Annotated in this window: 26 protein-coding genes and 1 tRNA gene; 15 read left to right on the plus strand and 12 right to left on the minus strand. The window is 63.5% G+C overall.

Annotation, left to right across the window (positions count from 1 at the left end):
- Positions 1-4 precede the first annotated feature (4 nt).
- The 3 genes from LDN85_RS15950 to LDN85_RS15960 all read right to left on the minus strand — a co-directional run bounded on the left by LDN85_RS15950 (position 5) and on the right by LDN85_RS15960 (position 3079).
- Positions 5-1174 (minus strand): cystathionine gamma-synthase, encoded by a 1170-nt coding sequence (locus LDN85_RS15950; protein WP_223943500.1) that lies wholly within the window; start codon positions 1172-1174, stop codon positions 5-7.
- 75 nt (positions 1175-1249) lie between these two features.
- A complete protein-coding gene (locus LDN85_RS15955) occupies positions 1250-2635 on the minus strand; it encodes a cystathionine beta-synthase (protein WP_026539729.1) in 1386 nt (461 codons plus the stop codon).
- 51 nt (positions 2636-2686) lie between these two features.
- Positions 2687-3079, minus strand: a complete 393-nt coding sequence (locus LDN85_RS15960) for a VOC family protein (protein ID WP_026539728.1) — start codon at positions 3077-3079, stop codon at positions 2687-2689.
- Positions 3080-3220: 141 nt separating this feature from the next.
- On the opposite strand from LDN85_RS15960, the gene LDN85_RS15965 reads away from it, so the two are divergent.
- Positions 3221-4192: a 3-methyladenine DNA glycosylase gene (locus LDN85_RS15965; RefSeq protein ID WP_026539727.1), complete on the plus strand. Its 972-nt coding sequence runs from the start codon at positions 3221-3223 to the stop codon at positions 4190-4192.
- 9 nt (positions 4193-4201) lie between these two features.
- Here LDN85_RS15965 and LDN85_RS15970 read toward each other — a convergent pair whose 3' ends face one another.
- Complete coding sequence (locus tag LDN85_RS15970) at positions 4202-5878, minus strand: AMP-binding protein (RefSeq protein WP_026539726.1); 1677 nt, start codon at positions 5876-5878, stop codon at positions 4202-4204.
- 83 nt (positions 5879-5961) lie between these two features.
- Here LDN85_RS15970 and LDN85_RS15975 point away from each other — a divergent pair, with 83 nt between their 5' ends.
- Positions 5962-6240, plus strand: a complete 279-nt coding sequence (locus LDN85_RS15975; RefSeq protein WP_026539725.1) for an antibiotic biosynthesis monooxygenase — start codon at positions 5962-5964, stop codon at positions 6238-6240.
- Between the two features lie 104 nt (positions 6241-6344).
- Here the strand turns inward: LDN85_RS15975 and LDN85_RS15980 are convergent, their stop codons facing one another.
- Positions 6345-6722 (minus strand): thioredoxin family protein, encoded by a 378-nt coding sequence (locus LDN85_RS15980; protein WP_026539724.1) that lies wholly within the window; start codon positions 6720-6722, stop codon positions 6345-6347.
- Between the two features lie 82 nt (positions 6723-6804).
- A complete protein-coding gene (locus LDN85_RS15985) occupies positions 6805-8643 on the minus strand; it encodes a GDSL-type esterase/lipase family protein (protein WP_223943501.1) in 1839 nt (612 codons plus the stop codon).
- A 135-nt stretch (positions 8644-8778) separates the two neighbouring features.
- Here LDN85_RS15985 and LDN85_RS15990 point away from each other — a divergent pair, with 135 nt between their 5' ends.
- Genes LDN85_RS15990 through LDN85_RS16000 form a run of 3 tightly spaced genes read left to right on the plus strand, consistent with a single transcriptional unit; the run spans position 8779 to position 11322 of the window.
- The gene (locus LDN85_RS15990; protein WP_223943502.1) at positions 8779-9456 is read left to right on the plus strand and encodes a TetR family transcriptional regulator; all 678 of its coding nucleotides are present in this window, start codon (positions 8779-8781) and stop codon (positions 9454-9456) included.
- Positions 9453-10529 carry an ABC transporter ATP-binding protein gene (locus tag LDN85_RS15995; RefSeq protein ID WP_223943503.1) on the plus strand — a complete coding sequence of 359 codons (1077 nt, stop codon included), beginning with the start codon at positions 9453-9455 and terminating at the stop codon, positions 10527-10529. The genes LDN85_RS15990 and LDN85_RS15995 overlap by 4 nt, the downstream gene beginning before the upstream one ends.
- Positions 10522-11322: an ABC transporter permease subunit gene (locus tag LDN85_RS16000; RefSeq protein WP_223943504.1), complete on the plus strand. Its 801-nt coding sequence runs from the start codon at positions 10522-10524 to the stop codon at positions 11320-11322. Before LDN85_RS15995 ends, LDN85_RS16000 begins: the two co-directional genes overlap by 8 nt.
- Here the strand turns inward: LDN85_RS16000 and LDN85_RS16005 are convergent.
- Positions 11319-11864 carry an acyl-CoA thioesterase gene (locus tag LDN85_RS16005; protein ID WP_026539721.1) on the minus strand — a complete coding sequence of 182 codons (546 nt, stop codon included), beginning with the start codon at positions 11862-11864 and terminating at the stop codon, positions 11319-11321. The two genes, LDN85_RS16000 and LDN85_RS16005, sit on opposite strands and share 4 nt — an antisense overlap.
- Before the next feature lie 176 nt (positions 11865-12040).
- Between LDN85_RS16005 and LDN85_RS16010 the strand changes: the two genes are divergently transcribed.
- Together LDN85_RS16010 and LDN85_RS16015 are read left to right on the plus strand one after the other, a co-directional pair.
- Positions 12041-12262 carry a hypothetical protein gene (locus LDN85_RS16010; RefSeq protein WP_223943505.1) on the plus strand — a complete coding sequence of 74 codons (222 nt, stop codon included), beginning with the start codon at positions 12041-12043 and terminating at the stop codon, positions 12260-12262.
- 136 nt (positions 12263-12398) lie between these two features.
- Positions 12399-13172 (plus strand): potassium channel family protein, encoded by a 774-nt coding sequence (locus LDN85_RS16015; RefSeq protein ID WP_223943506.1) that lies wholly within the window; start codon positions 12399-12401, stop codon positions 13170-13172.
- Positions 13173-13260: 88 nt separating this feature from the next.
- Here the strand turns inward: LDN85_RS16015 and LDN85_RS16020 are convergent.
- A tRNA-Tyr gene (locus tag LDN85_RS16020) sits at positions 13261-13342 on the minus strand.
- A 128-nt stretch (positions 13343-13470) separates the two neighbouring features.
- A complete protein-coding gene (locus tag LDN85_RS16025; protein WP_026539718.1) occupies positions 13471-13737 on the minus strand; it encodes a hypothetical protein in 267 nt (88 codons plus the stop codon).
- Positions 13738-13919: 182 nt separating this feature from the next.
- Between LDN85_RS16025 and LDN85_RS16030 the strand changes: the two genes are divergently transcribed.
- The 4 genes from LDN85_RS16030 (at position 13920) to efeB (ending at position 18169) form a co-directional block, all read left to right on the plus strand.
- Positions 13920-14411 (plus strand): YajQ family cyclic di-GMP-binding protein, encoded by a 492-nt coding sequence (locus tag LDN85_RS16030; protein ID WP_017200185.1) that lies wholly within the window; start codon positions 13920-13922, stop codon positions 14409-14411.
- A 196-nt stretch (positions 14412-14607) separates the two neighbouring features.
- On the plus strand, positions 14608-15462 hold the full coding sequence (gene efeU, locus LDN85_RS16035) for an iron uptake transporter permease EfeU (RefSeq protein WP_026546354.1): 855 nt from the start codon (positions 14608-14610) through the stop codon (positions 15460-15462).
- 107 nt (positions 15463-15569) lie between these two features.
- Positions 15570-16742, plus strand: coding sequence for an iron uptake system protein EfeO (efeO, locus tag LDN85_RS16040; protein ID WP_026539716.1), 1173 nt, complete (start codon positions 15570-15572; stop codon positions 16740-16742).
- Positions 16739-18169, plus strand: a complete 1431-nt coding sequence (gene efeB / locus LDN85_RS16045; RefSeq protein ID WP_026539715.1) for an iron uptake transporter deferrochelatase/peroxidase subunit — start codon at positions 16739-16741, stop codon at positions 18167-18169. The genes efeO and efeB overlap by 4 nt, the downstream gene beginning before the upstream one ends.
- A gap of 5 nt (positions 18170-18174) precedes the next feature.
- Here efeB and htpX read toward each other — a convergent pair whose 3' ends face one another.
- Together htpX and LDN85_RS16055 are read right to left on the minus strand one after the other, a co-directional pair.
- Positions 18175-19044, minus strand: coding sequence for a zinc metalloprotease HtpX (gene htpX / locus LDN85_RS16050; RefSeq protein ID WP_026539714.1), 870 nt, complete (start codon positions 19042-19044; stop codon positions 18175-18177).
- Positions 19045-19153: 109 nt separating this feature from the next.
- The gene (locus LDN85_RS16055; protein ID WP_026539713.1) at positions 19154-20425 is read right to left on the minus strand and encodes an MFS transporter; all 1272 of its coding nucleotides are present in this window, start codon (positions 20423-20425) and stop codon (positions 19154-19156) included.
- A gap of 92 nt (positions 20426-20517) precedes the next feature.
- On the opposite strand from LDN85_RS16055, the gene LDN85_RS16060 reads away from it, so the two are divergent.
- From LDN85_RS16060 to LDN85_RS16075, 4 genes are all read left to right on the plus strand, one after another.
- On the plus strand, positions 20518-21321 hold the full coding sequence (locus LDN85_RS16060; protein ID WP_223943507.1) for a hypothetical protein: 804 nt from the start codon (positions 20518-20520) through the stop codon (positions 21319-21321).
- A 30-nt stretch (positions 21322-21351) separates the two neighbouring features.
- Positions 21352-21828, plus strand: coding sequence for a Fur family transcriptional regulator (locus LDN85_RS16065; protein ID WP_026539711.1), 477 nt, complete (start codon positions 21352-21354; stop codon positions 21826-21828).
- 14 nt (positions 21829-21842) lie between these two features.
- Complete coding sequence (locus LDN85_RS16070; protein WP_026539710.1) at positions 21843-23324, plus strand: catalase; 1482 nt, start codon at positions 21843-21845, stop codon at positions 23322-23324.
- A 130-nt stretch (positions 23325-23454) separates the two neighbouring features.
- Entirely contained in the window at positions 23455-24090 is a 636-nt protein-coding gene (locus LDN85_RS16075) for a DUF2461 domain-containing protein (protein ID WP_223943508.1), read from the plus strand.
- Between the two features lie 85 nt (positions 24091-24175).
- Here LDN85_RS16075 and LDN85_RS16080 read toward each other — a convergent pair whose 3' ends face one another.
- A complete protein-coding gene (locus tag LDN85_RS16080) occupies positions 24176-25729 on the minus strand; it encodes an amino acid permease (protein ID WP_223943509.1) in 1554 nt (517 codons plus the stop codon).
- Between the last annotated feature and the right edge of the window lie 55 nt (positions 25730-25784).

Consider the following 25784-nt stretch of genomic DNA (forward strand, 5'->3'; position numbering starts at 1 on the left):
AGTGTCAGCCGTTGCTGATCTTGGCAAAGGCCTGTTCAAGGTCAGCGATCAGGTCCTCGGCTTCCTCGATCCCGCAGGACAGGCGCAGGAGATTGACGGGTACGGCCAACTCGGTGCCCTTCACCGAGGCGTGGGTCATCTCCGACGGGTAGTTCATCAGGGACTCGATGCCGCCCAGGGACTCGGCCAGCGTGAATACCGAGGTTGATTCGGCCACCGTGCGTGCCGCTGCCTCGCCGCCCTTGAACTGCACGGAGACCATGCCGCCGAACTTCTTCATCTGCTTGGCAGCGAGCTCGTGGCCGGGGTGGTCAGGCAGTCCCGGGTAGAGCACTGCTTCCACCTCGGGGCGCTGCAGCAGCCACTCGGCCACTGCCTGGCCGTTATCGCTGTGGCGGTCCATGCGAACGCCCAAAGTCTTCAGCCCACGGGTGGTGAGAAACGCATCCATGGGACCCGAGACCGCGCCCACGGCGAACTGGATAAAACCGATCTTCTCCGCGAGCCCGGCGTCCTTGACCACAACGGCACCGCCCACCACGTCGGAGTGGCCGCCGATGTACTTCGTGGTGGAGTGGACCACCACGTCGGCACCCAGGGCGAGCGGGGTCTGCAAGTAGGGAGATGCGAAGGTGTTGTCCACCACCAGGAGGGCACCGGCGTCGTGCGCTACAGCGGCGAGCGCTTCAATGTCGGTGATCTTCATCATGGGGTTGGACGGCGTCTCCACCCAGACGATCCTGGTGTTGTTGGCAGCAACGGCGGCCGCGACGGCGTCGAGATCCGACATGTCCACCGGGGTGTTGCCGATGCCCCAGTCACCCAGGACCCGGTTAATGAGGCGGTACGTGCCCCCGTAGGCGTCGTTGCCCAGGACGATGTGGTCTCCAGGGCGCGCCACGGCACGGATCAATGAGTCCTCGGCCGCCAGGCCGGAGCCGAACGAGAACGCGGCCGTGCCACCTTCCAACGCGGCAAGCTGCTCCTGCAGGGCATCGCGGGTCGGGTTCCCGCCGCGGCCGTACTCGTAACCGGAACGCAAGTTGCCGATCCCGTCCTGGGCATAAGTGGAACTGAAGTGCAGCGGAGGCACCACAGCACCGGTCCTGGGCTCGAAGGCCTGTCCGGCGTGGACGGCGCGCGTGTTGAACCCGGTGTTGTTGGTGGCAGACATGGAAGCTCCTCGTGGTTCGTGGGACGGATGGTTCACGGCGCCGGCTGGGACCGGACGCCTTGGCGTGGGTTGCGCCTAGTTGCTCAGGTAGGCCAGGAGGTCATGGCGGGTCAGGATGCCCACCGGGGCACCCGCGAACGTCACCATGACGGTATCGACGTCGGACAGCAGCTCGCGCGCGGCCGAAATGGTTTCCAGGGAGCCGATCACCGGAAGGCGTGCACCCATGTGTTCGGAGATCTTGTCCATCAGCTTCGCTTCGCCGCGGAACAGTTTGCTGGTGAGGCTGCGTTCATCCACGGCCCCCAAGACCTCACCCATGACCACCGGCGGTTCCTGTGACAGGACCGGGATGTGGGAGACGCCGAACTCGTTCATGATGTTGATGACGTCACGGACGGACTCGTTGGGGTGGATGTGGACGAGGTCGGGCATTTCGCCCGTCTTGGACTTGAGGACCTCCCCCACCGAGGACTCTTCCCCGCCGGAGAGGAAGCCGTAGGAGCGCATCCACTGGTCGTTGAAGATCTTGGCCAGGTAGCCGCGGCCGGAATCCGGCAGGATCACCACTACAACAGCGGACTCGTCCAGGTCCTTGGCGGCCTGCAGTGCTGCTACGACGGCCATGCCGGAGGAACCGCCAACCAACAGGCCCTCTTCCCGGGCAAGGCGGCGGGTCATGGAGAACGAGTCGGCATCGGAAACTGCGATCACATCGTCCGCAACGGAGGGATCGTAGTTGGCGGGCCACATGTCCTCGCCCACGCCCTCAACGAAGTAGGGCCGGCCGGTGCCGCCGGAGTAGACCGAACCTTCCGGATCCGCGCCGATGATCCTGACCGGGCCGCCGTCGGACTCCGCACGGTCAGCGGAGACTTCCTTGAGGTAGCGGCCAGTGCCGGTGATGGTGCCGCCGGTTCCGGCGCCGATGACCACGTGCGTGACCCGGCCGTCAGTGTCCTGCCAAATTTCCGGGCCCGTGGACTCGTAGTGGCTGCCGGGGGCGGCGGGGTTGGAGAATTGGTCAGGTTTGAAAGCCCCGGGGATTTCGCTGACCAGGCGGTCTGAAACGCCGTAGTAGCTTTGCGGGCTGTCCGGAGCCACTGCCGTGGGCGTCACCACGACCTCGGCGCCATACGCCTGCAGGACGGCGCGTTTGTCCTCGCCCACCTTGTCAGGCACCACGAAAATGCACTTATAGCCTTTTTGCTGGGCTACCAGCGCCAAGCCCACTCCAGTGTTTCCCGACGTCGGCTCAACTATGGTTCCGCCCGGCTGCAGCCGGCCGTCCTTTTCCGCATCCTCGATCATCTTCACGGCGATCCGGTCCTTGATGGATCCGCCGGGATTGACGTACTCGAGCTTCACCAGGACGGTGGCTTTGATGCCCTCCGTAACGTGGTTGAGTTTGATGAGGGGCGTATTGCCGATGAGGTCCAACACGGACTGGGCGTACTTCATAAGTACAAAGTTACCGCCTGCCCGGTGCCCGGCTTGCTTTCGCCCCGTTGGCTAGGTGCCTGCGGACGTGTCGGTCTGCCACACACCCAGGACATTGCCCTCAGTGTCCTTGAAGTAGGCATACCAGCCCATGGTGGGCACCGCGTCCTTGGCTTGGACCACGGTGCCGCCGGCTGATTCCACGTGTGCCAGCGCTGCATCGATGTCCTCAACGTCGATGGTCAGGATCGGGGTCTTAAGCGCGTCCGTCCGGGGAAAGAGTGCCCCGTTGATGGCCCCCGGCTCCGTTGGCGTACCTGTTTGTTCATCGGAGGGTGCCGTAATGGCGATCGTGTAATCCATCCCTTGCATGGGGCTCAGGTTCCAGCCGAAGGCACTTTGGTAGAAGGTGTTTGCCCGGTCTGTGTTGTCCGTAGGAATCTCGAAGTGCACTATAGCGGCCATGGTTCGCGCTCCTTGTACCTGGTTTTTCATGGCGTATGGCGCGGCCCACCCACGCCACACCAGGGAGTCTAGACCCGGGCGGCTGCCTGCCGTAAGGGGTCCGGACAGCAGATTGTCAGCCGGACGTGGGACCATAAAAACATGACCATCGCAGACGCCCCGCCCGTTGTTGCGGCCGCGGCGGACGCGGCCGTCAGGTGGCATCCGGGCGGCGCCTTCCGCTTGGACCAGACCATGTTTCCGCTCATGCGGGGCAACGGGGACCCGTCCTTCGCCGCGCAATCCAACGGCTTCTGGATGGCGTTCACCGCGGATTCCGGGCCGGTCTCGCTGAGGTTGTCGGCAAGCGGATTGGGCGACGAATGCTTCGTGGACGCCCAAGCGTGGGGCCCTGGGGCCGGCGACGCCATTGCGGGGGTGCCCAGGCTTTTGGGCGCCCACGACGATTGGTCTCCGTTTGATGAGCCCGCTTTCCACGCCACGCTCCCCCGCCTGGTCACAGAAGCACGACGCCGGAACCTGGCTTTGCGGCTGCCCTCCACCGGGCGCATGGTTGACTCCCTGGTGCCCACCATTCTGGAGCAAAAGGTCACCACGCTGGAGGCACGTCGTGGATACCGGTACCTGATGCACCGGTACGGAACCCCTGCCCCCGGCAAGGCTCCCGCGGGGTTGCTGGTGCCTCCCACTGCCCGGCAGTGGCTGGCAGTTCCGTCATGGGAGTGGCACAAGGCCGGGGTTGGGCCACAGCGTTCGGCCACGGTGATGCGGGCGCTGCAGTCCGCCGTCGCGCTTGAACGGCTGGCAGGCCTTGATCCGGCGCAGGCGAGCGCCGGGATGCAGACGATTCCAGGGATCGGCATCTGGACGGCGTCGGAGGTAGTCCAGCGGACACACGGCTGCCCGGATTCGATTTCCGTGGGTGACTACCACTTGGCCTCTTACGTGGGCTACGCACTGACAGGTCGGAAGACCGACGACGCGGGCATGTTGGAACTCCTGGAGCCCTGGCGCGGACAGAGGCAGAGGCTGGTCCGCATGCTGTACCTCAGTGGTTTCCGCAAACCCACCTTCGGGCCACGGATGACGGTTCAGGATCACCGGCGCCACTAAAAGCGTTGCTTAGAGGTGCAGGCGGGATACCGCTTCCTGACGCATGTCCACCTTCCGGACCTTGCCGGAGACTGTCATGGGAAAGCTTTCACGCACATCCACGTAGCGGGGGATCTTGTAATGGGCCAGTTTCCCCCGGCAGTACGCGGCCAGGTCCTCGGGCGTGAGTGGGGCAGCCCCGGGTTTGAGGATGATGCATGCCATGAGTTCCTCGCCGTACTTTGCGTCAGGCACCCCAATCACCTGCACATCCTGGATATCCGGGTGCAGATACAGGAATTCCTCGATCTCCCGTGGGTAGATGTTCTCCCCGCCGCGGATCACCATGTCCTTGATGCGCCCCTCGATCACCAGGTAGCCGTCCGTGTCCATGCGGGCGAGGTCACCTGTGTGCATCCATCCTTCCGCGTCAATGGCTTCGGAAGTTTTCTCCGGCTGTCCCCAATAACCGCTCATGACCGCATAGCCACGGGTGCACAGCTCCCCAATGACGCCCCGTTCCACTGTTTCCCCGGTCCCCGGGTCCACGATCCTGCTCTCCAGATGCGGCATGGTCCGTCCCACCGTGGTGGTCCGCTGCTCCAGGGTGTCCCCCGGCCGGGTCATGGTGGACACGGGCGAAGTCTCGGTCATTCCGTAGCAGATGGCCACGTCCACCATGTGCATCTCATCGATCACCCGGCGCATCACCTCGATGGGGCACAGGGAGCCTGCCATCACGCCGGTGCGCAGCGTGGAGAGGTCGTAGGAAGCAAAATCGGGCAGGGCCAGTTCTGCGATGAACATGGTGGGCACGCCGTAGAGGGACGTTCCGCCGAAATCCTGCACTGCTTCCAACGCTGCCGAGGCAGTGAATCCGCGGCTGGGAATGATGGTGGCCGCCCCGAAACTGAGCGCATTGAGGTTTCCGATGACCATGCCGAAGCAGTGGTAGAACGGTACCGGGATCACCACGCGGTCATGTTCGGTGTACTTCAGGAGCCGGCCGATCGAGTGCCCGTTGTTGAGGATGTTGTGGTGGGTCAGCGTCGCACCCTTGGGAAACCCCGTGGTGCCCGAGGTGTATTGCAGGTTGATGGCCTCGTGCGGGTCAAGTTCGGCCATCCGGTCCTGGACAGCGGAAGGCCCGACGCCGTCGGCCCGGGTGAGGAGTTCTGCGTACCTCATCTCGTGGCTGGCTTCGGGTTCGCCCGCTGCCAACTCCAGTTCAGGGTCCCCCGGGAGGAAGACGATCTCCCGGAGTTCCGGACAGACCGCCGCAGCGTCCCTGGCCATGCCCACGTAGTCGCTGTGCTTATCTGAAGGAGCAACCACCAGCATCCGCATGCCGTTCTGCCGCACCACGAATTCCAGCTCGTGGCTCCTGTACGCCGGATTGACGTTGACCAGGATCGCCCCGACCTTGGCTGTCGCGTATTGCAGGATGGTCCACTCGGCGCAGTTCGGGCTCCAGATCCCGATCCGGTCCCCTTTGGCCACGCCGGTGGCGAGCAGTGCCCGGGCGAGGCGGTTGACGTCGTCGTTCAGTTTTTCGTAGCTCCACCGGCGGGCGTCACCACCAGGCGTCGCTGCGGCTTCAATGAGGGCGTCCCGCAAAGGAAATTGTGCGGCGATGCGCTCAAAGTGGGCGCCGATGGTCTCTTCGAGCAACGGGACGTCAGTGTCTCCGGCAGTGTAGGACAACATGACGGAACGCTACCAAGGGACGGGCCGCAACAGAACCGTAACCACCTCCAGCGGGGCCGTGTCCTGCCGGTAGGGTTGGATCCATGAGTGCACCCATTGACCTGCAGGCCACGTTCATCCCCAACGAAGGCGAGTTCTTCCGAGTGAAGCTCGCTTTGGAAATCGCGATCGACGAGGTCGTGAACGAGCCCGGCTGCATCCGTTACGAGCTCACCGAAGCTACCGAGGACAAGCTCGTCCTCACGGAGCGCTGGGAATCCGAGGAGCTTCTCGAGAAGCACTCCAAGGGAATCGCCGTCCAGGACCTGAACGAGTCCCTCAGCGCTTTGCTGGCTGAGCCCGTCAAGCTCGAACGGCTCTAATCGCCGCAAAACTGCGAGAACGCCTTAAAGCATCGAGGTCGCCGGAATTTTCCGGCGACCTCGATGCATTTCCGGCGAATTCGGTGTCGAACCGCCGTTGGGTCTTAGTTTTCCTGGGCCTCGGCACGCGACTTGGCAACGTGGGCGTGGACCTCTTCCATGTCCAATCCCTTCACCGCTTCAATGACCTGCTCAAGCTGCTGGCCGTTGAGGGCACCGGGCTGGGAGAAGACCAAGACCTTTTCGCGGAAAGCCATGAGTGTGGGGATGGACGTGATCCCGGCTTCTGCGGCCAGTTGCTGCTCGGCCTCGGTGTCGACCTTCGCAAAAACGACGTCGGCGTGCTTGTCCGAAGCTGCCCCGTAGGTGGGGGCAAACTGGCGGCACGGGCCGCACCAGGCAGCCCAGAAGTCCACCAGGACAATGTCATTGTCCTCGATGGTCGATGCGAACTGTTCTCCAGTGATGTCAACTGTAGCCATGGTTCCACGGTACGCGACCCTGCCCGCTATGTCCCGTGCAGGGGTGACCTGTTCGCTTCCCGCGTTACCGGGAATAAAGCAACTACTTACCCAGCACGTACTTCAGCGCCGACGCGTAGAGCGGAGCCACTTTGTTGTGGCCGGTCTGGTTCATGTGGTTGCCGTCGAGGTAGTCTCCGGCTGCCCCGGCGATGGTTGCCGTACCGGCCAGGGAAATCCGCGGCCACCCGCGAAGTGCGGCCTCCCGGGTCACGAGTCCGTCCACCCACCGGCGTTGGGCATGGCTGGCGTCATACCGTGACAAGACTCCATTGATCAGGATGATGCTGCGCGGATACTTGCGCCGGAGTTCGTCCCACAGCCGATTTGCCTGGGACAGGATGGCTGCATCCGTGGCGCCGATCCGGGCGTCGTTGCCGCCCAGGGTCACCACTACCAGCCCGGGATTTCCCTGCGGCAGGAGGATCCGGTCCTGCGCCAGCGCATCGGTGGCAGAACCACCCCCGACGGCGGGACTGCCGGATACGTAACCAATCCCACCGATGCTTCTGACTACTTGGCGCGGATACCCGGCCATGCGGGCACCTTGCTCGCCCCAGGAGTCCAGGTCCAGTTGCGAGTCGCCCAGGAAAACCACCGTGGACGCGTCCACGGCTTCGGCCGAGTAGAGCTCCTGGGTGGCGTCGTTCCAGATGGTTTCCAGTTTCTGGAAGGCCACATGGGTTCCCCTGGTGTCCGTCCAGGTATCGCGGACAGGCCAGCCGAACTCGCCAGGGTTGGCGGACCACACTGTATACGTGGGGTGTCCTACGATCCGGGCACCCGTTGCCGGCCCCCACACCAGCCAGCCATTGGCGAACTGCTGCACGAGTCCGCCGGCATGGGGAAGCTTGTCCGTGAGCGGCAGCCCGAGTTGCCCGGCCGCCCCGCCCAGTGCGTTGTAGCGGTTGTGGACATCGCCATGGGTGGTGGAGTGTGCTCCGGTAGCAGCGGACCAATAAACCGTCCCACCCTGGAAGAGTTGGTAAACAAAGCTGTTTTGCCGCACTTCCTCACCCACTGGATATCCGAGCGCTCCGTTTTGGCCCCCTGTGGAGGACCAGTAGCTTCGGATTGCGCCGGTGACTGCTTTCGCCCCGGTAGCAGGTGACCAGAGAATGGTGCCGCGCTGGTACTGCTGGGATGAGCCGCCGTTCTTCAGGCCCAGTGCCTCGTCCGTGGCGGGGTAACCCAGCTCGCCCTCTTCCATCCCGGACTGACGCCAACGTTCGCGAATCGCGCCCATGGACGGATGCGCCCCTGTGGCCGGCGACCACACCACAAAGCCCCGTTCGAATGCCTGCCAGGCACCGCCGTCGCGCAGTCCAGTGCTTTCCGCGGTTACCGGGTACCCCAGGTACCCGGTCTCGAAGCCGGCACGGCCCCAGGCCAGATGGATGGATCCGCTGGTCCGCTGGGCGCCGGTGCCCGGTGAGTAGGTAATGGCGCCGCGTTCGTAGCTTTGCTTGGACCCTCCGTTGCGGAGCCCACTGGTGGTATCGGTCTTAGGGTAGCCGTGTAAGCCTGAGGGACCGCCCGCGGCCCACCATGAGGTGCGGACCGGTCCGTTGACTACCACCCGGGCGCCGGTGCGCGGGGACCAGGCAATGTCCCCTCCCGCGAACCGTTGCACGCAGCCGCTGGTGCTCCCGCTGCCTGAACATTCCTCGGCACTGGTAGGGCGGAGCAGTACGCTTCGTGCCCAGGCGCTGGTGTTGTAGAGGTTGCCGATTGCGCCGGTGACAGGCGGTGTGGAGGCCTGCGCGGGAACCGGGGCACCGAGCGAGCCGGGAACCAGCAATGCCAAGGCAACCGCGCCCAGTAACCACCGACGTACCGGCCCCGCTGCCGTCTTGCTCAAGCCCACTGCATCAACCCCCACCTGCTGCCCCATCCAACCGCTGAGGCAAGTATCTTCGACGCCGGCACTCTCCACACCGGCGACCCAGCCAATGGTGTCACATCGTTATGACAGGAACCCTTGATCCGGACTGAACAGGTGTTTAGTCTTTTAAACATGCGTTCAAGCGCAGAGGATTTCACCACCCGGGCCCGCATCCGCGACGCCGCCATCGGACTTTTCGGCCGCGATGGTTTCACCCGCGCCACAGTCCGCGCCGTGGCCCAGGCAGCGGGGGTCAGCCCTGGCCTGGTCATCCACCACTTCGGCAGCAAGGAAGGCCTTCGCGCCGCCTGCGACCAACACGTCCTCGCCCAAACAGCCAGCCAGGGCCGCGACAAGTCCGACCCCGCATCAACGCGCCAGCTGATCCAGGACTACATGGGCAACCCGGAGCAGTACGCCCATGAGATCGCCTACATCCGCCAATCGCTGAGCGACGAATCAGACGCCGGAGATGCCTTCTTCGACGCCGTGGTGAGGCAAACCCACGACATCATCAATGCCGGCATCGAGGCAGGAACCATCCGCCGGTTCGACGACGTCCGGTCCACCGCCGTCGTAATTGCCTCCAACAGCCTGTCCATCCTCATGTTGGGCAGGCACCTCTCAAGGTCGCTCGGGGCCGCCACACCCGAACCCCACGGGATCGGACCGGATCTGCTGCGGCAACTGACCCTGCCCGCCCTGGAGATCTACACCCACGGCTTCTACACGGATTCGCGGTTCCTTGATGGGGCCCGCGAGGCGCTGCAGCAAGGAACCACCAACCAAGGAAGGGAGCATGCCCCGTGACCCAGGCAATCGTCGTCGAGGGTTTGCGCAAAAAGTTCGGTCACCGCGAGGTCCTGCATGGACTCGATTTCGCGGTGGAAGCCGGAACGGTGTTCGGCGTCATCGGGCCCAACGGGGCTGGCAAGACCACCACCATGCGGTGCCTGCTGGACATCATCCGCCCCAGCGAGGGGTCCATCTCGGTACTCGGACAAAATCCGCGCCGAGCAGGCACTTCCCTACGCCGCAGGATCGGGTACCTCCCCGGCGAGCTGCACCTGGAGAACCGCACCACCGGCCGCCGCACGCTGGATCACTTTGCCGCCATCAGCGGGCCCGTGGACCCCCGCCACGTCAACGATCTCGCGGACCGCCTGAACCTGGACCTGGACCGCCAAACCCGGAAGCTCTCCAAAGGCAACAAGCAGAAGCTGGGGTTGCTGCAGGCCTTCATGCACAAGCCCGAACTCCTGGTGCTGGATGAGCCCACCAGCGGCCTTGACCCTTTGGTACAGCAGGTTTTCCATGCCATGGTCCGCGAGGCAGTGGCCGCCGGGGCAACGGTCTTCCTTAGCTCGCACGTCCTGAGCGAGGTCCAACAAGCAGCCGACGCCGTTGCCATCCTCCGCGACGGAGAAATCGCCACCGTGTCCACGGTGGAGGCGCTGCGGATGGCTGCCGTGCGGCAACTGCGCTTCAACAGCACAGGAACAACCGCGAACGACGTCGGAGCGCTGCTGGCCCGGGTGCCGGGCGTCACCAACGCAGAGGTGCGGGAGCTCCCAGCCGACGGCCACGCTGCCGGGACGGTGGTGGCCACGGCGAGGCTTTCCGGTCACGTCCAGCCCCTCATCCAGGAGTTGGCCCGGCTGAACCTGACGGACCTGGTCCTTGAGGAACCCGATCTTGAAGAGGCCGTCCTGACCCTCTACACGGGAAGCGCCGGCAAAGGGACCGCTGATTCGCGGGCTGCGGGGCCCGCGGGTTCCACGGGTTCGTCCGGCCCGGCCGTTTCCACGGGTTCTCCCGGCCCGGCCGTTTCGGCGGACAATGCAGGCTCTCCCGTCCGGCCCGAAGGAGCACACCGTGCCTAGGATCCTGCCCCTCTTCACCAAAGCCCTGACCGACTCCTGGCGCTCGACGCTGGCTTGGGCACTGGGCCTGACGGCGGCGTGCATGCTGTACCTGCCGCTCTACCCCTCGATCGGCGGCAGCGCGCAAATGCAGGACCTGATCAACGCGCTTCCAGCCGAGATGACCAAAGCCTTGAACTACGATCAGATCGCCTCAGGTCCCGGCTATACGCAAGCCACCATGTTCGGCCTGATCGGCTTCCTGCTGATGTCCATGGCTTCCGTTGGCTGGGGCGCAGCGGCAGTAGGCGGCGACGAAGAATCAGGGCTGCTGGAACTAACCCTCGCCCACAGCGTCACGCGTGTACAGGTAGTCCTGGAACGCGCACTCGCCATTTTGATCCGGATCGCGGTTCTTTCGGTCCTTGTCTTCCTGTTGGTGCTGGGACTGAACGGTCCCTCCCAACTGGGCATCGACGTCGGACATCTCGCCGGAGCAGTCCTGCTGTTTGCCGCACTTGCCCTGCTCAGCGGAACCGCCGCGCTGTGTGCAGGAGCGCTGACCGGCCGGAAGATTTATGCGGTGGCTGCGGGCGCCGCCGTCGCCGTCCTCGGCTATGTGTTCAACGCCGTGGGGCGGCAAAGTCCTGACGTGGAGTGGTTGCTGAATCTCTCGCCGTACCACTGGGCCTACGGCAATTCTCCCGTGGCCAACGGCGCCGACTGGGGTGCAGTTTCAGGGCTCTTCGGCATTTCGGCAGCCCTTATTTTGTGCGGAGCCCTGGCCCTGCGCCACCGGGATGTGGGTGTCTAGCTCCAGAGGTGCGGGGCAGGCCGACGCGCTCCCGGGAGCGCATTGTTCTCACGCCATTCATGAATCCATTCGGGCAATTCAAGGTCCGCCGGGGGCGCACCGAATTCGGCGATGATCTCTTCCTGGGTGACCGGCTTGCCCTTGGCCACCAGCCGTGTGGCAATGTGTGCCCGCGCATAGATCTCGCCGTCCACCACCATCCGCTGTTCAAAGTAGATGGCCTTGGTATCCAAGCCGATGATGCGCGTTTCAATGGTGTAGCGCTGCCAGAGTTTGAGGGACTTCCGGAAAGCGATGGTCTCGCCGGCAGCCACCGGGCTCCATCCCCTCTTGCGCATCTTGGCCCAGACCCCGCTGCGGACCATGAGGTCGAAACGCCCGAGGTCCATGAGCGAAAAGTACATGCCGTTGTTGACGTGCATGGCAATGTCGATGTCCGTGGGCAGCACTTTCAGGGGCAAAGAGGACTCTTCCCAGACTCCCAGGGGAGAGCGCTTGGCCGAGGTAAAGAGCAGCATGAGGGTGCGAAGAAGCAGATGCATGCCCCAATGTTACCCGCGGGTAACTTGAGGTGGAAGGCCATGACCGCATGGTGGACGGTCAATAGTGCTTGCCCTGCTGTATGTCCAACGTTTGCACTAACGTTTACCACCGGTTCATCAAAGAGGTGCAGAATATCTGAAACTCATCCGATGAATGACCATACAAGGGGGACCCTTTGAGCACGCTGCAAACCACCAGGCCACAGGGCGAAGTCTGGCCCGAACTTTCACGCCATCAGAGCGTCTGCCTTCGGGATGCCCGCGGCAACCGCATCGAGGGAACCATCGACGGTATGACAGAGGACCGCAGCACCCTGTGGATCCAGCTCAAGGGCGGCCTCGGCAGGCAGCTGATCCACCACCTCGACGGATACTGGCTGGAAGCCCCGGCCGCCTGAGCGGTCGTCTGCTGTTGCCTGCGGTTCCCCGCAGATCCGGTTCGCAGCCCCATCCTGAGCCACTTCACGCCCCTTGCAGCTCCCCCTCCCGGGTCCGGTCCGGGGTAGCTGGGCCCGTGGTGGCTAGTATTCCCCTATGACACAAGCGCGATACCGGGACCTGGTGGAATGGCCCCTCATGGCCACGGCCCTGATTTTCCTCACCGCCTATGCCTGGCAGGTCATCGGCAGGGTGGACGGCCCTGCAGCGATGCCGTTCGAGATTGTCCTCTGGATCACCTGGGGCATCTTCGCGCTGGACTACTTCGTCAACCTCTGGCTTGCCGAGGACAGGATGCGCTGGTTCCTCTGGAACCTGCACGAACTCCTGATCGTGGTACTCCCCTTTTTCCGTCCACTGCGGCTGCTGCGTCTGGTCACGTTGCTCTCCGTACTCCAGCGCACCGTGGGCGAAACCCTGCGTGGACGGGTTGCCACCTATGTGGCCGGAGCAGCTGCGATGCTCATCCTCATCGGCGCTCTGGCCGTGCTGGATGTCGAACAGAACGATCCCGAAGCCAAGATCCTCAATTTCGGTGACGCCGCCTGGTGGGCCGTTACTACCATCACCACGGTCGGCTACGGGGACCTGTACCCCGTGACCCCCATCGGCAGGATCGTTGCCGCTGCCCTGATGATGAGCGGCATCGCGGTGCTGGGTATTGTCACAGCTTCCATCGCTTCATGGCTGGTTCAGCGGATCGAGGAGAATGCCGAGGGCGTGGCAGCGGCGGCCGAGGTGAAAGCCGCAGCAGCCGAGGAACCTGTTCGCGCGGAAATGGCCGACCTTGTGTCCGAGATTGCGGCCCTGCGGATGGAGATCGCCGAACTCCGGGAAGCCAACGAATTCAGGCGTGAGCACGGGGTTTAGGTTGGTTTCCCCCTGGAACGCGTGGCCTGACGGTTTGACGGGCACAAAAAAATCCCCGGAACCAGTGGTTCCGGGGATTTTCTCTGGGTGGCAGATGAGGGATTCGAACCCCCGTAGGCGTTGCCAGCTGATTTACAGTCAGCCCCCTTTGGCCGCTCGGGTAATCTGCCGAACTTCAAAAGAAGATCACTTCCGGACACCGTTTCTTTTAGATCCGGTAACCGAAGGCAGAGACAACCTTACAGAACTTTCTGCGAAGAATCTAATCGGGGACAGACACCCGGTATTTCGCGGTATTTCAGGCTTCCCCGAGGATCCGGCCGGCGAGTTTCGCTTCGAACTTCTCGGCTTGCTCGGCAGTGATCTGGTTGAGTTGAACAGCCCGCAGCAGGTCCGCGTGCACCCCGTCCATGCGTGCACTGGCATCGGGCACGGGGCTCAGTACGATCGAGGCAGCAACAGCCGCTGCGGCAACAGCACTCGCGGCGGCAACAGCGGCCGTACCGATGGAGCCCGCTGCTGCAGATGCGGACTTGCTGATGGACTGGACGGCCTTGCTGCTCATGCTGATCCTCCGACGACGCGTTCTTCCAACAGGTACAACTCTCAACCCGGCACCTCGGTTCCAACCCTGCATGCGCTGTGAGCGAACTGTGAAAGTCCTCCACCGTCGCAAGTGGCGGCTTCCGTACTAGGCTGGATGCCAGACCAACCCGCCCTCACAGGGCCCCCAACCTAAGGAGAGTCATGGCAGGCGAATCCACATTCGACGTCGTCAGCAAGGTAGACAAGCAAGAGGTCGCCAACGCGCTGAACCAGTCCCAGAAGGAAATCGCGCAGCGATACGACTTCAAGGGTGTCGGTGCAGAGATCGACTTCAGCGGCGAAAAGATCCTCATGAAGGCCAACTCCGAGGACCGCGTCCTTGCTGTCCTGGATGTCTTCCAGTCGAAGCTGATCAAGCGTGGCATCTCCCTGAAGTCACTGGACCAGGGCGAGCCTTTCCCCTCCGGCAAGGAATTCCGCCTTGAGTGCACCATCAAGGAGGGCATCGCCCAGGACATCGCGAAGAAGATCAACAAGATCATCCGCGATGAAGCCCCCAAGTCCGTCAAGTCCCAGATCCAGGGCGACGAACTCCGCGTCACCTCCAAGTCCCGCGATGACCTCCAGGAGACCATGAACATCCTGAAGAAGTTCGAAGAGGCCGACCTTCAGTTCGTGAACTTCCGCAGCTAAGGGGCGTCATCCGCAAAGCCGGGATACGGGCCCTTGTCAGGGCCGGCATCCCGGCTTTTTGCTGCCCTAAACTACACCGACTGTCGTAATGAGCCAGCGCATTAGGACACGATTAGTTTGCGTAATAGCCAAGCCACAGTATCCTTTTTCCTTAGGCGAGCCTAAGTACGGCTCCCCTTAGCGAAAGAAAATCTCCATGACCGCCAATTACCTGATCGGCCTGCGCGAAGGCCTCGAGGCATCACTGATAGTGGTCCTCCTGATGGCCTACCTCATCAAGACCGGCAGGCGGCACCTGATCCCCCGGGTATGGATGGGCGTCGGCCTTGCCGTCGCCATTTCGCTGGGGTTTGGTGCTCTGCTGACCTTCGGCCCCCGCGGTCTCACCTTCGAGGCCCAGGAAGCGATCGGTGGCGGTCTTTCCATCGTGGCTGTCGCGCTGGTCACCTGGATGGTCTTTTGGATGGCCCGCACAGCACGCAGCCTCGGCGGCGAACTCCGGTCCCAAGTGGATAAGGCAGCCGACGGCGCCGCCTGGGGACTTGTGATTGTTGCGGCACTGGCCGTAGGCCGGGAAGGCCTGGAAACAGCGCTCTTCATCTGGGCTGCAGCCCAGGCCACCGGTGAAACCAGCATGCCCCTACTGGGCGCGCTACTTGGCCTGATCACGGCCGCTGGTTTGGGCTACCTCCTGCATCGAGGCGTTTTGAAGGTAAACCTGGGCCGCTTCTTCACATGGACGGGCGTGGGCTTGATCATCATCGCCGGCGGCGTCCTGGCCTACGGCATCCACGATCTCCAGGAGGCGGGAATCCTGCCCGGCCTGAACAACCTGGCCTTCGACGTTTCCGCAGCCATACCGCCGTCGTCCTGGTATGGCACCTTGCTCAAGGGCACACTGAACTTCTCCCCCGCCACCACGTGGCTGGAAGCGGCGGCCTGGGTGCTTTATGTCGTCCCGGTGCTCTTCCTCTATGTCCGGGCAAACCGAACGCCCCGGCCCAAGGTCGCCGGCATCACCGCGGCCCCGGCCGTCGCCGCACAGCCGTAACGGCGCAACCGCCGTCGCCGCAGCCTAAACAGCACAGCAGCCGCAACGGCACCCCAGCTTTCCTGGCAACTTCCCCCACGCGCTACGTTCAACTAAAGGACCCACCCATGCTCGGATCACCCAGACTTCGCCGGACTCTTGCCGTGATCGGCGCGGCCGCTGCAGTGCCGCTGGCCCTTTCAGGCTGCACCGACAACACCAAGACGGCAGCAGCCGCGGATGGCCCCATCCAGGTCAGCAGCACGGCCAACGAGTGCAAGGTCTCCACCGGGACCGCCCCCAGCGGAAACCTCACCTTTGCCGTGAAGAACGAGGGCACCGAAGTCACCGAGTTCTACCTGCTGGCCGAGGACGGCCTGCGGATCCTGGGCGAAGTGGAGAACATCGGCCCCGGCATCACCCGCAACCTGGTGGTCACCGCTCCGGCCGGCAAGTACAACACCGCGTGCAAGCCCGGGATGCAGGGCGAAGGCATCCGCGCGTCCTTCGAGGTCACCGAATCCGGCAGCAAGCCCAGCGTCGATGCTGACTTCCAGAAACTCCTGGACAACGGGACCCAGCAGTACGCCGCGTACGTCAAGGACCAGTCAGAGCAGCTGATCGTGGGCACCAAGGCCTTCGCTGAGGCATTCGCTGCCGGCGATGCAGCCAAAGCCCGGGACCTTTACGCCTCCACCCGCATGCACTGGGAGCGGATCGAACCCGTAGCTGAGTCCTTTGGAGACCTGGACCCCAAGCTGGACGCCCGCGAGGCAGACCTTGAGCCGGGCCAGGAATGGACCGGCTGGCACCGCGCAGAGAAGGACCTCTTCCCGCCCGCTGAGTACACGGCCATGACCCCGGCTGAGCGCACGGCCATTTCCACTCAGCTGGTCACCGACACCGAGGATCTCGTGACCCGCACCCGCACGGTTGAACTGACCGCAGACAAGCTGGGCAACGGCGCCAAGGAACTCCTGGATGAAGTTGCCACCGGCAAGGTCACCGGCGAAGAGGAGATCTGGTCCCACACCGATCTCTGGGACTTCCAGGCCAACGTTGACGGCGCCCGCATCGCCTTCGAGAACCTGAAGCCGGCGCTGGAGCAGAAAGACGCTGAACTGGCCAAGTCCCTGGACGAGAAATTCACGGCCCTGCAAACCGAGCTAAAGAAGCACGCCAAGGGCGAGGGCTTCGTGTACTACAACGAGCTGAGCCAGGAACAGGTGCAGCAGCTTGCGGCCTTGGTTGATTCGCTGGGTGAGCCCCTCTCCAAGCTCACCGCAGCCGTGGTGCTATGAGTGGCTGCCCCTTCGGGCACACCGAAGAGCGTCCCGATACTGAACGCCCTGGTGAGGCCACCGGCGTCGAGCGTTCCGGCGCGCCTGCCGCCGTCGTCACCGCTGAAGGAGCGTCCGACGGCGGCAAGCCGGCCGACGCTGCTGCGGGCAGTTCCCGTATGTCGCGCCGGGGCCTCCTCTCCCTGGCGGGTGTAGGCGGTGCCGGGGCTGTAGCTGGACTGGCCGCCGGGTTCCTCGGGCATGACGTTGTGACGGCAGGACCGGCCGTTGCGGAAACCAATGCCGGGGAGGCCGTGGTTCCGTTCTTCGGCGATCACCAGGCAGGCATCACCACCCCCGCCCAGGACCGTCTGCACATGGCTGCCTTTGATGTCACCACGGAGGACCGCAAGGAGCTCATCAAGCTCCTCAAGGACTGGACGGCCGCGGCCGAGGCCATGTCCAGCGGCAGCCCCACGGGTAAGACAGGTGCCGTGGACGGTCCTTACGATGCTCCACCGGAGGACACCGGCGAGGCGTTGGACCTGGCTGCAGCCAAGCTGACGCTGACGTTCGGTTTCGGTGCAGGACTGTTCGAGAAGGATGGGAAGGCGCGGTTCGGATTGGACGGCCGCCGTCCGGAGGCCTTGATTGATCTCCCGCATTTCCCCGGCGATGATCTCCAGCCGGGCCGGACAGGCGGCGACATCGTCATCCAGGCCTGCGCGGACGATCCCCAAGTTGCCGTCCACGCCATCCGCAACCTTGCCAGGATCGGCTTCGGCAAGGTGCGGGTCCGTTGGTCGCAGCTGGGATTTGGACGCACATCCTCCACCTCACGGGCACAGGTAACGCCCCGGAACCTGTTCGGTTTCAAGGATGGGACCAACAACCTCAAGGTCGAAGACAACGCACTTCTTGACGAGCACGTGTGGGTGGGTGCCGGCCCCGCAGGCGAGCAATGGATGACCGGTGGCAGCTACCTGGTGGCCCGCAGGATCCAGATGCATATCGAAATCTGGGACCGGACTTCACTGCGGGAGCAGGAAGGCCTGATCGGCCGGACCAAAGGCGCAGGGGCACCGCTTTCCGGCGGGGACGAGTTCACCGCTCCCGACTTCGGCCTCAAGGGACGCGGCGACGAGCCCCTGATCCCCATGGACTCGCATATGCGCCTGGCCCACCCGGACCAGAACGCGGGGGTCAGGATGCTGCGGCGCGGCTACAACTTCACGGACGGTTCGGACGGTTTGGGCCACTTGGACGCCGGATTGTTCTTCATCGCGTTCGTCAAGGACCCCCGGACCCACTATGTCCCCATGCAGCTGGCCCTGGCCAAGGGCGACACACTGTCCGTGGAGTACCTGAAGCACACTGGCTCGGGACTCTTCGCGGTGCCTCCTGGCGTGCAGCAGGGCGGCTTCATTGGCGAAGGGCTGTTCGCCTAGGCCTCTTACAAGAGCGGGCGGCCGGCCATCCGCTCCAGCCTGCTGATCCGTTCCTTCATGGGCGGGTGCGTGGAGAACATGCGCCGCATGCCACCGCCACGGAACGGGTTGGCGATCATCAAATGCGAGGCGTTGACGAGCTTTTGGTCTTGCGGGAGCGGCAACTGGGTGACGCCGGATTCAATCTTGCGCAGGGCTGAGGCGAGTGCCAGCGGGTCGCCGGTGAGCTCGGCGCCGTCCTCATCGGCGTCGAACTCGCGTGTGCGGGAGATGGCCATCTGGATCAGCGACGCCGCGAACGGTGCCAGCAGTGCCATGGCGATGGTGGCCAGGGGGTTGGCGTTGCGCCTGTCGCCGCTTCCAAAGATCAGCAGCATTTGGCCCACGGACGTAATGACTCCGGCTACCGCGGCAGCCACCGACGAGGTCAGGATGTCGCGGTTGTAAACGTGCATCAGTTCATGGCCGAGAACTCCCCTGAGCTCCCGGGCATCGAGCAGGTGCAGGATCCCTTCGGTGCAGCACACGGCGGCGTTTTTGGGATTGCGGCCGGTGGCAAAGGCGTTGGGGGTCATGGTGGGCGAAAGGTAGATCCGCGGCATGGGCTTGTTGGCCCGTACGGAAAGCTCCCGGACGATCTGATACAGCTGCGGAGCCTGGGCCTCTGAGACCGGGTAGGCGGCCATGGAGCGGATGGCGATCTTGTCGCTGTTCCAGTACCCGTAGGCGGTGGTGCCCACACCAATCAACGCCATGATCCAGATCGGCGCAGTGCTGCGCGTCCCTGCTGCGATGATGGCGCCCAAACCCAACAACACCGCCCACAGCACACCGAAGAGTGCCGCGGTCTTGAGTCCATTGTTGTGTTTATGCACGGTTGCTCTTGCCTCTTTCGTCGGCTCTTGCAGGGTCTTGCACGGATTAACGCCGACGCCGGTCGTCGTGTTCCGCTCCCAGCCTACGGTGGCGGGGTGGCCGGCAGAACTATGGCACCGGGTGCCTTGCATCGTAGGCAACGAACCCGGGTTGAATCCGCGAAGCCAGCCACGCCAGGACAATGCAGAGGATTCCGCCGATGAGCAGGACACCACCCTCGCTGAGGAACTGGGTGACGCCGCCGGCCAGCATATCCCCCACCCGGGGTCCTCCTGCCACCACCACGATGAACACACCCTGGAGCCGCCCCCGCATGTGGTCCGGTGTAGCGGACTGCAGGATGGTGGTGCGGAAGACTGCGCTGATGGAGTCGGAAATACCGGCGAGGGCACAGCAGAAGGCCGCCGGTACCAGCCACGGCGTCACGCCGTCGCGGCCTGCATCCCCGGCCAGCAGGACCACCAGTCCAAAACCTGCAATGGAGGCGCCCCAACCTACGACGGACCACACCACCGCACTGCCCTGTTTCCGCACCCGTCCCAGTGGTCCGGAGAACAGCCCGGCAAGAAAAGCCCCGACGGCCGTGGACGCGAGGAGCACGCCAACTGTGGTTTCGCCTCCGCCGATCATGACCGCCCCGATGGCCGGCATCAAAGCCCGGGGTTGTGCGCAGATCATGGCGATGAGGTCGATGATGAAGGTCATGCGTACGTTGGGGCGGGTGCCCAGGAAGCGGAAGCCCTCCACCACGGACCGCAACCCCGGCCGCACGGCATCCTTCGACGGCGGCAAGGGCGGGAGCCTGAACAGCCCCCAGAGGGCGAAAGTGAAGCTGATGACATCGATCGTGTAGGTCCAGCCGAACCCGATGGTGGCCACCAGAACACCGGCCAGGAGTGGTCCGGCGGTCATGGACAGGCCGAACGTCAACATGCTCAGTGCATTGGCTGCGGGAAGAAGGTCCTTACGGACCAACAGCGGAATGATGGCGCTGCGGGCGGGGCCATTGATGCCCTGGGCTCCACTTTGGATGGCCACCAAAGCGTAGAGGACCCAGATATTGCCGATCTCCAGCCATGCCTGCAGGGCCAACCCGGCGGTGGTTGCCCATAGGACCAGGGAGGCGATGATGGCTACTTTGCGACGGTCATAGGCATCGGAAACAGAACCGCCATAGAGCCCTGCAATCACCAGCGGGACCAGCGCGAAGATCCCCAGAAGGCCCACATAGAAGCTCTCCTGGGTCAGCCGGTACACCTCCAGGCTGACCGCCACCAGAGTCAGCTGGGTTCCGATGGCCGCCACCGATGCCCCGAGCCACAGGCGCCGGAACGCCGGGCTTTCCTTGAGCGGGGTGATGTCTGCCAGTAGTTTCGCCACCGTCCTACCTTAACGAGCAACGGGACCGCCCAACGCTTTCCTCCCACCTGCGGTGCTCCGCTTGGTAGGCTCACCCGGGGGAAGGAGTTGACATGCTCACGTCGAGACAATTGCTGTACCGTTCGGCCTTTTGGGAGATTGCCAGGCCTCGCCACCCCCTCACCGCCGGGCACGTGCTGATCAGGCTCTCCGACCCGTCAACCGAATTTGCCCATCCCTCAGCCGCCGACTGGCTTTTCTGCCACCGCTTGGTCCGCGCCGCCTTGGCCGACGTCCTGGGTGCCACACGATGCGCCATCATGTTTGCCCACCAGTGGCATCCCTTGGGTTCAGCAATCGGGGAGCCGGTGGCGGAATCATCGACGCCCACCTTCCACCTGTTTGGCCGGTGGGACGGAGAAACCACGACGCCGGGATACCAGTTGTCGCTTCCGGCCCACCGCCGGACCGGCGAAGCGGACCACGACATGGAGGCCACCGACGCGGCCTTGCGCGAGGCCTTGCGGCTGGCCCGGCCCGAAACTGCGCTGGGCCCAGGCGCAGAGGCGGGTGCCGCCGTCGGGCCCGTTGCTGACGCCGGGTCCGTTGCTGATGCTGGGCCCCTTACCGGGCTGGTACGGGCCGTGGATGCAGGACCACGCCACACTGTGCTGGAACCTGTCAGGGCGGTGCATGAGATCAGCGAGGTCATGACGGCCGAGTTGTTGGCCATCGGTGCCGCCCTGGCCGCACTTCCCCGGTCCGGGGGTGCCATCGGGTTCAGTTGCGTGGCGTTGGAAGGCGGGAATTCCGGGAGCCCGCTGAGGATCCATGCGCTGGGAAGATCTGCTGCCGAAGTGGAGAATCCCTTGGAAGATTTCATGAGTTCACCGGAAGTTAGCCTTGCCTTATTGTGAACTCCTCAAAATAAGTGTTTCAATGAATGCATGACAGATCACACCGCCGAGCAAGCAGAATGGGCAGCAGCCCTGCATGCCCACGGCCGGCGTGTGACCAAACAGCGGCTGGCAGTGCTCGCCGCAGTCCAGCACCATCCGCATTCTCCGGCAGAAGGCATTCTTGCCGCTGCCCGCAAAGAGCTTCCTGAACTGACGGCGCAGTCCGTTTACGTAGTGCTCAGCGACCTCACGGACCTGGAGATGCTGCGCCGCTTCGAACCTCCGCACTCCCCGGCGCTCTATGAAACCCGGGTGGGCGATAACCACCATCACGCCGTGTGCATCAGCTGCGGCAAGGTGGAGGACGTGGATTGCGCCGTGGGACACGCACCGTGCCTCACCCCGCACTGGGATGAGAATTCCAAGCCCATGACCATACAGATCGCCGATGTCCTGTACCAGGGCATCTGCCAGGACTGCCAGTCCAAACAACAGCTTCCCGTAACTTCCGTAACTGAGAAATAAGAAAAAGGAGAACAATGACTGCCATTTCAACAACCCAGTCAGGTGCCCCCGTAACCTCCGACGCGCACTCGAAGTCCGTCGGCGCTGACGGTGCCATCATCCTCACCGACCACTACCTGGTGGAAAAGCTCGCACAGTTCAACCGCGAGCGGGTCCCGGAGCGTGTAGTGCACGCCAAGGGTGGCGGCGCATTCGGTACGTTCAAGACCACTTCGGACGTTTCGGCCTACACCAAGGCAGCCTTCCTGCAGCCGGGCGTTGAGACGGACATGCTGATCCGTTTCTCCTCCGTTGCAGGCGAGAACGGTTCTCCCGATACCTGGCGCGACCCCCGCGGTTTCGCCGTGAAGTTCTACACCTCCGAGGGCAACTACGACCTCGTTGGCAACAACACCCCCGTCTTCTTCATCCGCGACGGCATCAAGTTCCCGGACTTCATCCACTCCCAGAAGCGACTCCCGGGCAGCCACCTGCGTGACGCTGACATGCAGTGGGATTTCTGGACCCTCTCCCCCGAGTCTGCCCACCAGGTCACCTGGCTCATGGGCGACCGCGGCCTCCCGGCTTCCTGGCGTGAAATGCAGGGCTACGGCTCGCACACGTACCAGTGGATCAACGCCGCCGGCGAGCGTTTCTGGGTCAAGTACCACTTCAAGTCCAACCAGGGCGTCAAGACCATCACCGGCGACCAGGCTGAGCAGCTTGCCGGCTCGGACGCCGACTTCTACATCCGCGACCTCCAGGAGAACATTGCCGACGGCAACTTCCCCTCCTGGGAACTGCACGTCCAGGTCATGCCTTACGAGGACGCCAAGACGTACCGCTTCAACCCGTTCGACCTCACCAAGGTGTGGCCGCACTCTGACTACCCGCTGATCCACGTGGGCACCATGGAGCTGAACAAGAACCCGGAGAACTACTTCGCGCAGATCGAGCAGGCCACCTTCGCGCCGTCGAACTTCGTACCGGGCATTGCCGCTTCCCCGGACAAGATGCTGCAGGCCCGCATCTTCTCCTACGCCGATGCACACCGTTACCGCGTGGGCACCAACCACGCCCAGATCCCGGTGAACCAGCCCAAGAACCAGGTCAACAACTACAGCCAGGATGGCCAGGGCCGTTTCCTGTTCAACTCCCCCTCCACCCCGGTCTACGCACCGAACTCTGTAGGTGGCCCGGCTGCTGTTGAGCCCACTTCGCCGGCCGGTGGCTGGGAGAACGACGGCGAGCTCACCCTCTCCGCCCACACCCTGCACGCTGAGGACGACGACTTCGGCCAGGCCGGTACCCTGTACCGCGAGGTCTACGATGACGCCGCCAAGGCCCGCCTTCTGGACACCATCACCGGTGCCGTTGGCGGCGTGAAGAACGCCGACATCAAGGAACGTGCCATCCAGTACTGGACCAACGTTGACTCCGAGCTCGGCGCCAAGCTCCGCGCCAACCTCGGTGCAGGCCAGACCGAGTCCGACGCCGAAGCAGCCAACAAGCTCTAAGCGTCTTTTGCTCCACTGCTTTACCTGATCACCCCGCTGCGGATCTCCGCGGCGGGGTGATCTTTTTGTTTTTCCACATAGCTGCCATGGACTATGGCTGGGCCGGCAGTGGCGTCCCTAGGATCCTTCTATGAGCACATTCGAAGGAATCCCTACTGCCGCATTCCGCTTTTACGCCGAGCTTGAAGAGAACAACAACCGTGAGTGGTGGCTGGAGCATAAAACAACGTACGACGCCGAAGTGAAGGAGCCGCTGACTGCCCTCCTTGCGGAGTTGGAGCCGCAGTTCGGCCCGGCTAAGATCTTTCGCCCCAACCGTGATGTGCGGTTCTCCCAGGACAAGTCACCGTACAAGACTGCCCAAGGGGCCTTCGCTGCAGGCCAGGAAGGCGTCGGTTATTACCTTCAGATCAGTGCCGACGGACTGTTGATCGGTGGCGGCTACCACTCCCACACCCCGGCCCAACTGGCGCGGTTCCGGGCCGCAGTGGATGCTCCTGACAGCGGACTGGAACTGCAGGAGATCATCGATGCGCTGGCAGCAGCCGGCTTCGCCATCGAGGGCGAGAAACTCAAGACAGTTCCGCGGGGTTTCGACAAGGACCATCCCCGCGGGGAACTGCTCAAGCACAAGTCCCTGTCAGCGGGCGTTGAGGTGGGTGAACCTGGTTGGTTGGCCACTCCCGCAGCCAAGGATGAGATCGCTGCCCGATGGGAAGTGCTGAGGCCACTGGTTGATTGGGTAAGCGAGCATGCGGCGCCGTAACGCCAAAGCGCCCGGAAACCCATGGTTTCCGGGCGCTTTGTGAAGCTGCGCAATCGCAGCTGTCTGACAAGCTGCGGGGATTGGACTAGACCTTGGTGTAGCTGTCCTCGTCCTCGTCACCCTTGCGCTCGGGGCTTGCGGGAGCCCCGCTCACCGAGGCCTTGGCGGCGGCAAACTTCTCGTTGAGCCGCGAGTGACGCTGGCCGTAGGCGAAGTAGATGACCATACCGATGACCAGCCAGATCGCGAAGAAGATCCAGGTTTCCACGGCCAGGTTGGTCATGAGGTAGAAGCAGAGGACTGCCGATACCCAGGGCAGGACCTTGCCGAACGGGACCCGGAAGGCGGGCTTGAGGTCCGGGCGTTTCTTGCGCAGCACGAGGATGCCCAGGCTGACCATCACGAATGCGGACAGTGTTCCAATGTTGATCATTTCCTCGAGCAGGTCCACCTTGGTGACGCCTGCCACGAGGGCCACGGCTGCACCACAGATGATCTGCAAGCGGGCCGGTGTGGAGCGCTTTTCGCTGGTCTTGGACAGTGAACGCGGCAGGAGACCGTCGCGGCTCATGGCCAGGACCACACGGGACAGGCCCATGAGCAGCACCATGATCACCGTAGTCAGGCCCACCAGGGAACCGAACGCGATGACCTTGGCAGCATCCGTGTTGCCCACGGCCTCGAAGGCTGTGGTCAGGGTTGGGTTCTTTACCTCGGCCAGCTGCGTGTAGGAAACCATGCCCGTCAACGCGAGGGAGACCAGGATGTACAGCAGCGTAACCACCGCAAGGCCACCGAAGATACCGCGCGGCAGGGTCTTCTGCGGGTTTTTGACCTCTTCTGCTGAGGTTGCCACCACGTCGAAGCCGATGAAGGCGAAGAACACCAAGGCTGCGCCGGCGAAGACGCCGAGGGTGCCGTACTGGGCCGGAGCAGCGCCGGTCAGGAAGCCGAAGAAGGACTGCTTCATGACGTCGGCAGCACCGGCGTCGGTAGGCTGCGAAGCCGGAACGAAGGGGGTGTAGTTGGAGAATTTCACATAGCTGAAGCCAACAACGATCACGAACAGCACTACGGCGATCTTGATCAACGTAAAGACGTTGCCAACGCGTGCGGACAACTTTGTCCCCAGCACCAGCAAAACGGTGAAGATCGCAACAATGAGGAAGGCGCCCCAGTAGAGGTCAATCCCGGCTACCTGGATCGAGGGCGGCATATCCACGCCCATCAGCCCAAACACCGTACTGAGGTAGATGCCCCAGTACTTGGCGATCACCGCTGCTGCGGTAAAGAGCTCAAGGATGAGGTTCCAGCCAATGATCCACGCAAGGACTTCGCCCATGGTGGCGTACGTGAAAACGTAGGCGGAACCGGCCACGGGGATCGCGGTGGCGAACTCGGCGTAGCACATGATGGCCAAAGCGCAGGTGACAGCGGCGATGGCGAAAGAAATGGTGACGGCGGGGCCGGCAAAGTTTGCAGCGGCCTTGGCGCCAACCGAGAAGATCCCGGCGCCGACAGCAACGGCGACGCCCATGATCATGAGGTCCCAGGTGCTCAGGCTGCGCTTGAGCTTACGACCGGGTTCGTCGGCATCGGCGATCGACTGCTCGATCGACTTGGTCCTGAAAATGTTCATAAAAATGCCACATTCTGGATGGGAGTGGTATAGGACTCATCAAGAATAGTGTCCG

It is taken from the genome of Arthrobacter sp. StoSoilB20 (assembly GCF_019977295.1).
GTDB classification, from domain to species: Bacteria; Actinomycetota; Actinomycetes; order Actinomycetales; family Micrococcaceae; genus Arthrobacter; species Arthrobacter nicotinovorans_A.

Excerpts from the sequence above, each read along its gene's own strand:
- LDN85_RS16075 (WP_223943508.1), top strand. The coding sequence starts at position 23,455 with ATGAGCACATTCGAAGGAATCCCTACTGCCGCATTCCGCTTTTACGCC.
- efeB (WP_026539715.1), top strand. The coding sequence starts at position 16,739 with ATGAGTGGCTGCCCCTTCGGGCACACCGAAGAGCGTCCCGATACTGAA.
- LDN85_RS15965 (WP_026539727.1), top strand. The coding sequence starts at position 3,221 with ATGACCATCGCAGACGCCCCGCCCGTTGTTGCGGCCGCGGCGGACGCG.
- LDN85_RS16015 (WP_223943506.1), top strand. The coding sequence starts at position 12,399 with ATGACACAAGCGCGATACCGGGACCTGGTGGAATGGCCCCTCATGGCC.
- LDN85_RS15990 (WP_223943502.1), top strand. The coding sequence starts at position 8,779 with ATGCGTTCAAGCGCAGAGGATTTCACCACCCGGGCCCGCATCCGCGAC.
- LDN85_RS15970 (WP_026539726.1), bottom strand. The coding sequence starts at position 5,878 with ATGTTGTCCTACACTGCCGGAGACACTGACGTCCCGTTGCTCGAAGAG.
- LDN85_RS15955 (WP_026539729.1), bottom strand. The coding sequence starts at position 2,635 with ATGAAGTACGCCCAGTCCGTGTTGGACCTCATCGGCAATACGCCCCTC.
- efeO (WP_026539716.1), top strand. The coding sequence starts at position 15,570 with ATGCTCGGATCACCCAGACTTCGCCGGACTCTTGCCGTGATCGGCGCG.
- LDN85_RS15960 (WP_026539728.1), bottom strand. The coding sequence starts at position 3,079 with ATGGCCGCTATAGTGCACTTCGAGATTCCTACGGACAACACAGACCGG.
- LDN85_RS16080 (WP_223943509.1), bottom strand. The coding sequence starts at position 25,729 with ATGAACATTTTCAGGACCAAGTCGATCGAGCAGTCGATCGCCGATGCC.
- LDN85_RS16070 (WP_026539710.1), top strand. The coding sequence starts at position 21,843 with ATGACTGCCATTTCAACAACCCAGTCAGGTGCCCCCGTAACCTCCGAC.
- LDN85_RS15950 (WP_223943500.1), bottom strand. The coding sequence starts at position 1,174 with ATGTCTGCCACCAACAACACCGGGTTCAACACGCGCGCCGTCCACGCC.
- LDN85_RS15975 (WP_026539725.1), top strand. The coding sequence starts at position 5,962 with ATGAGTGCACCCATTGACCTGCAGGCCACGTTCATCCCCAACGAAGGC.
- LDN85_RS15980 (WP_026539724.1), bottom strand. The coding sequence starts at position 6,722 with ATGGCTACAGTTGACATCACTGGAGAACAGTTCGCATCGACCATCGAG.
- LDN85_RS16060 (WP_223943507.1), top strand. The coding sequence starts at position 20,518 with ATGCTCACGTCGAGACAATTGCTGTACCGTTCGGCCTTTTGGGAGATT.
- LDN85_RS16025 (WP_026539718.1), bottom strand. The coding sequence starts at position 13,737 with ATGAGCAGCAAGGCCGTCCAGTCCATCAGCAAGTCCGCATCTGCAGCA.
- LDN85_RS16065 (WP_026539711.1), top strand. The coding sequence starts at position 21,352 with ATGACAGATCACACCGCCGAGCAAGCAGAATGGGCAGCAGCCCTGCAT.
- LDN85_RS16005 (WP_026539721.1), bottom strand. The coding sequence starts at position 11,864 with ATGCATCTGCTTCTTCGCACCCTCATGCTGCTCTTTACCTCGGCCAAG.
- LDN85_RS16030 (WP_017200185.1), top strand. The coding sequence starts at position 13,920 with ATGGCAGGCGAATCCACATTCGACGTCGTCAGCAAGGTAGACAAGCAA.
- efeU (WP_026546354.1), top strand. The coding sequence starts at position 14,608 with ATGACCGCCAATTACCTGATCGGCCTGCGCGAAGGCCTCGAGGCATCA.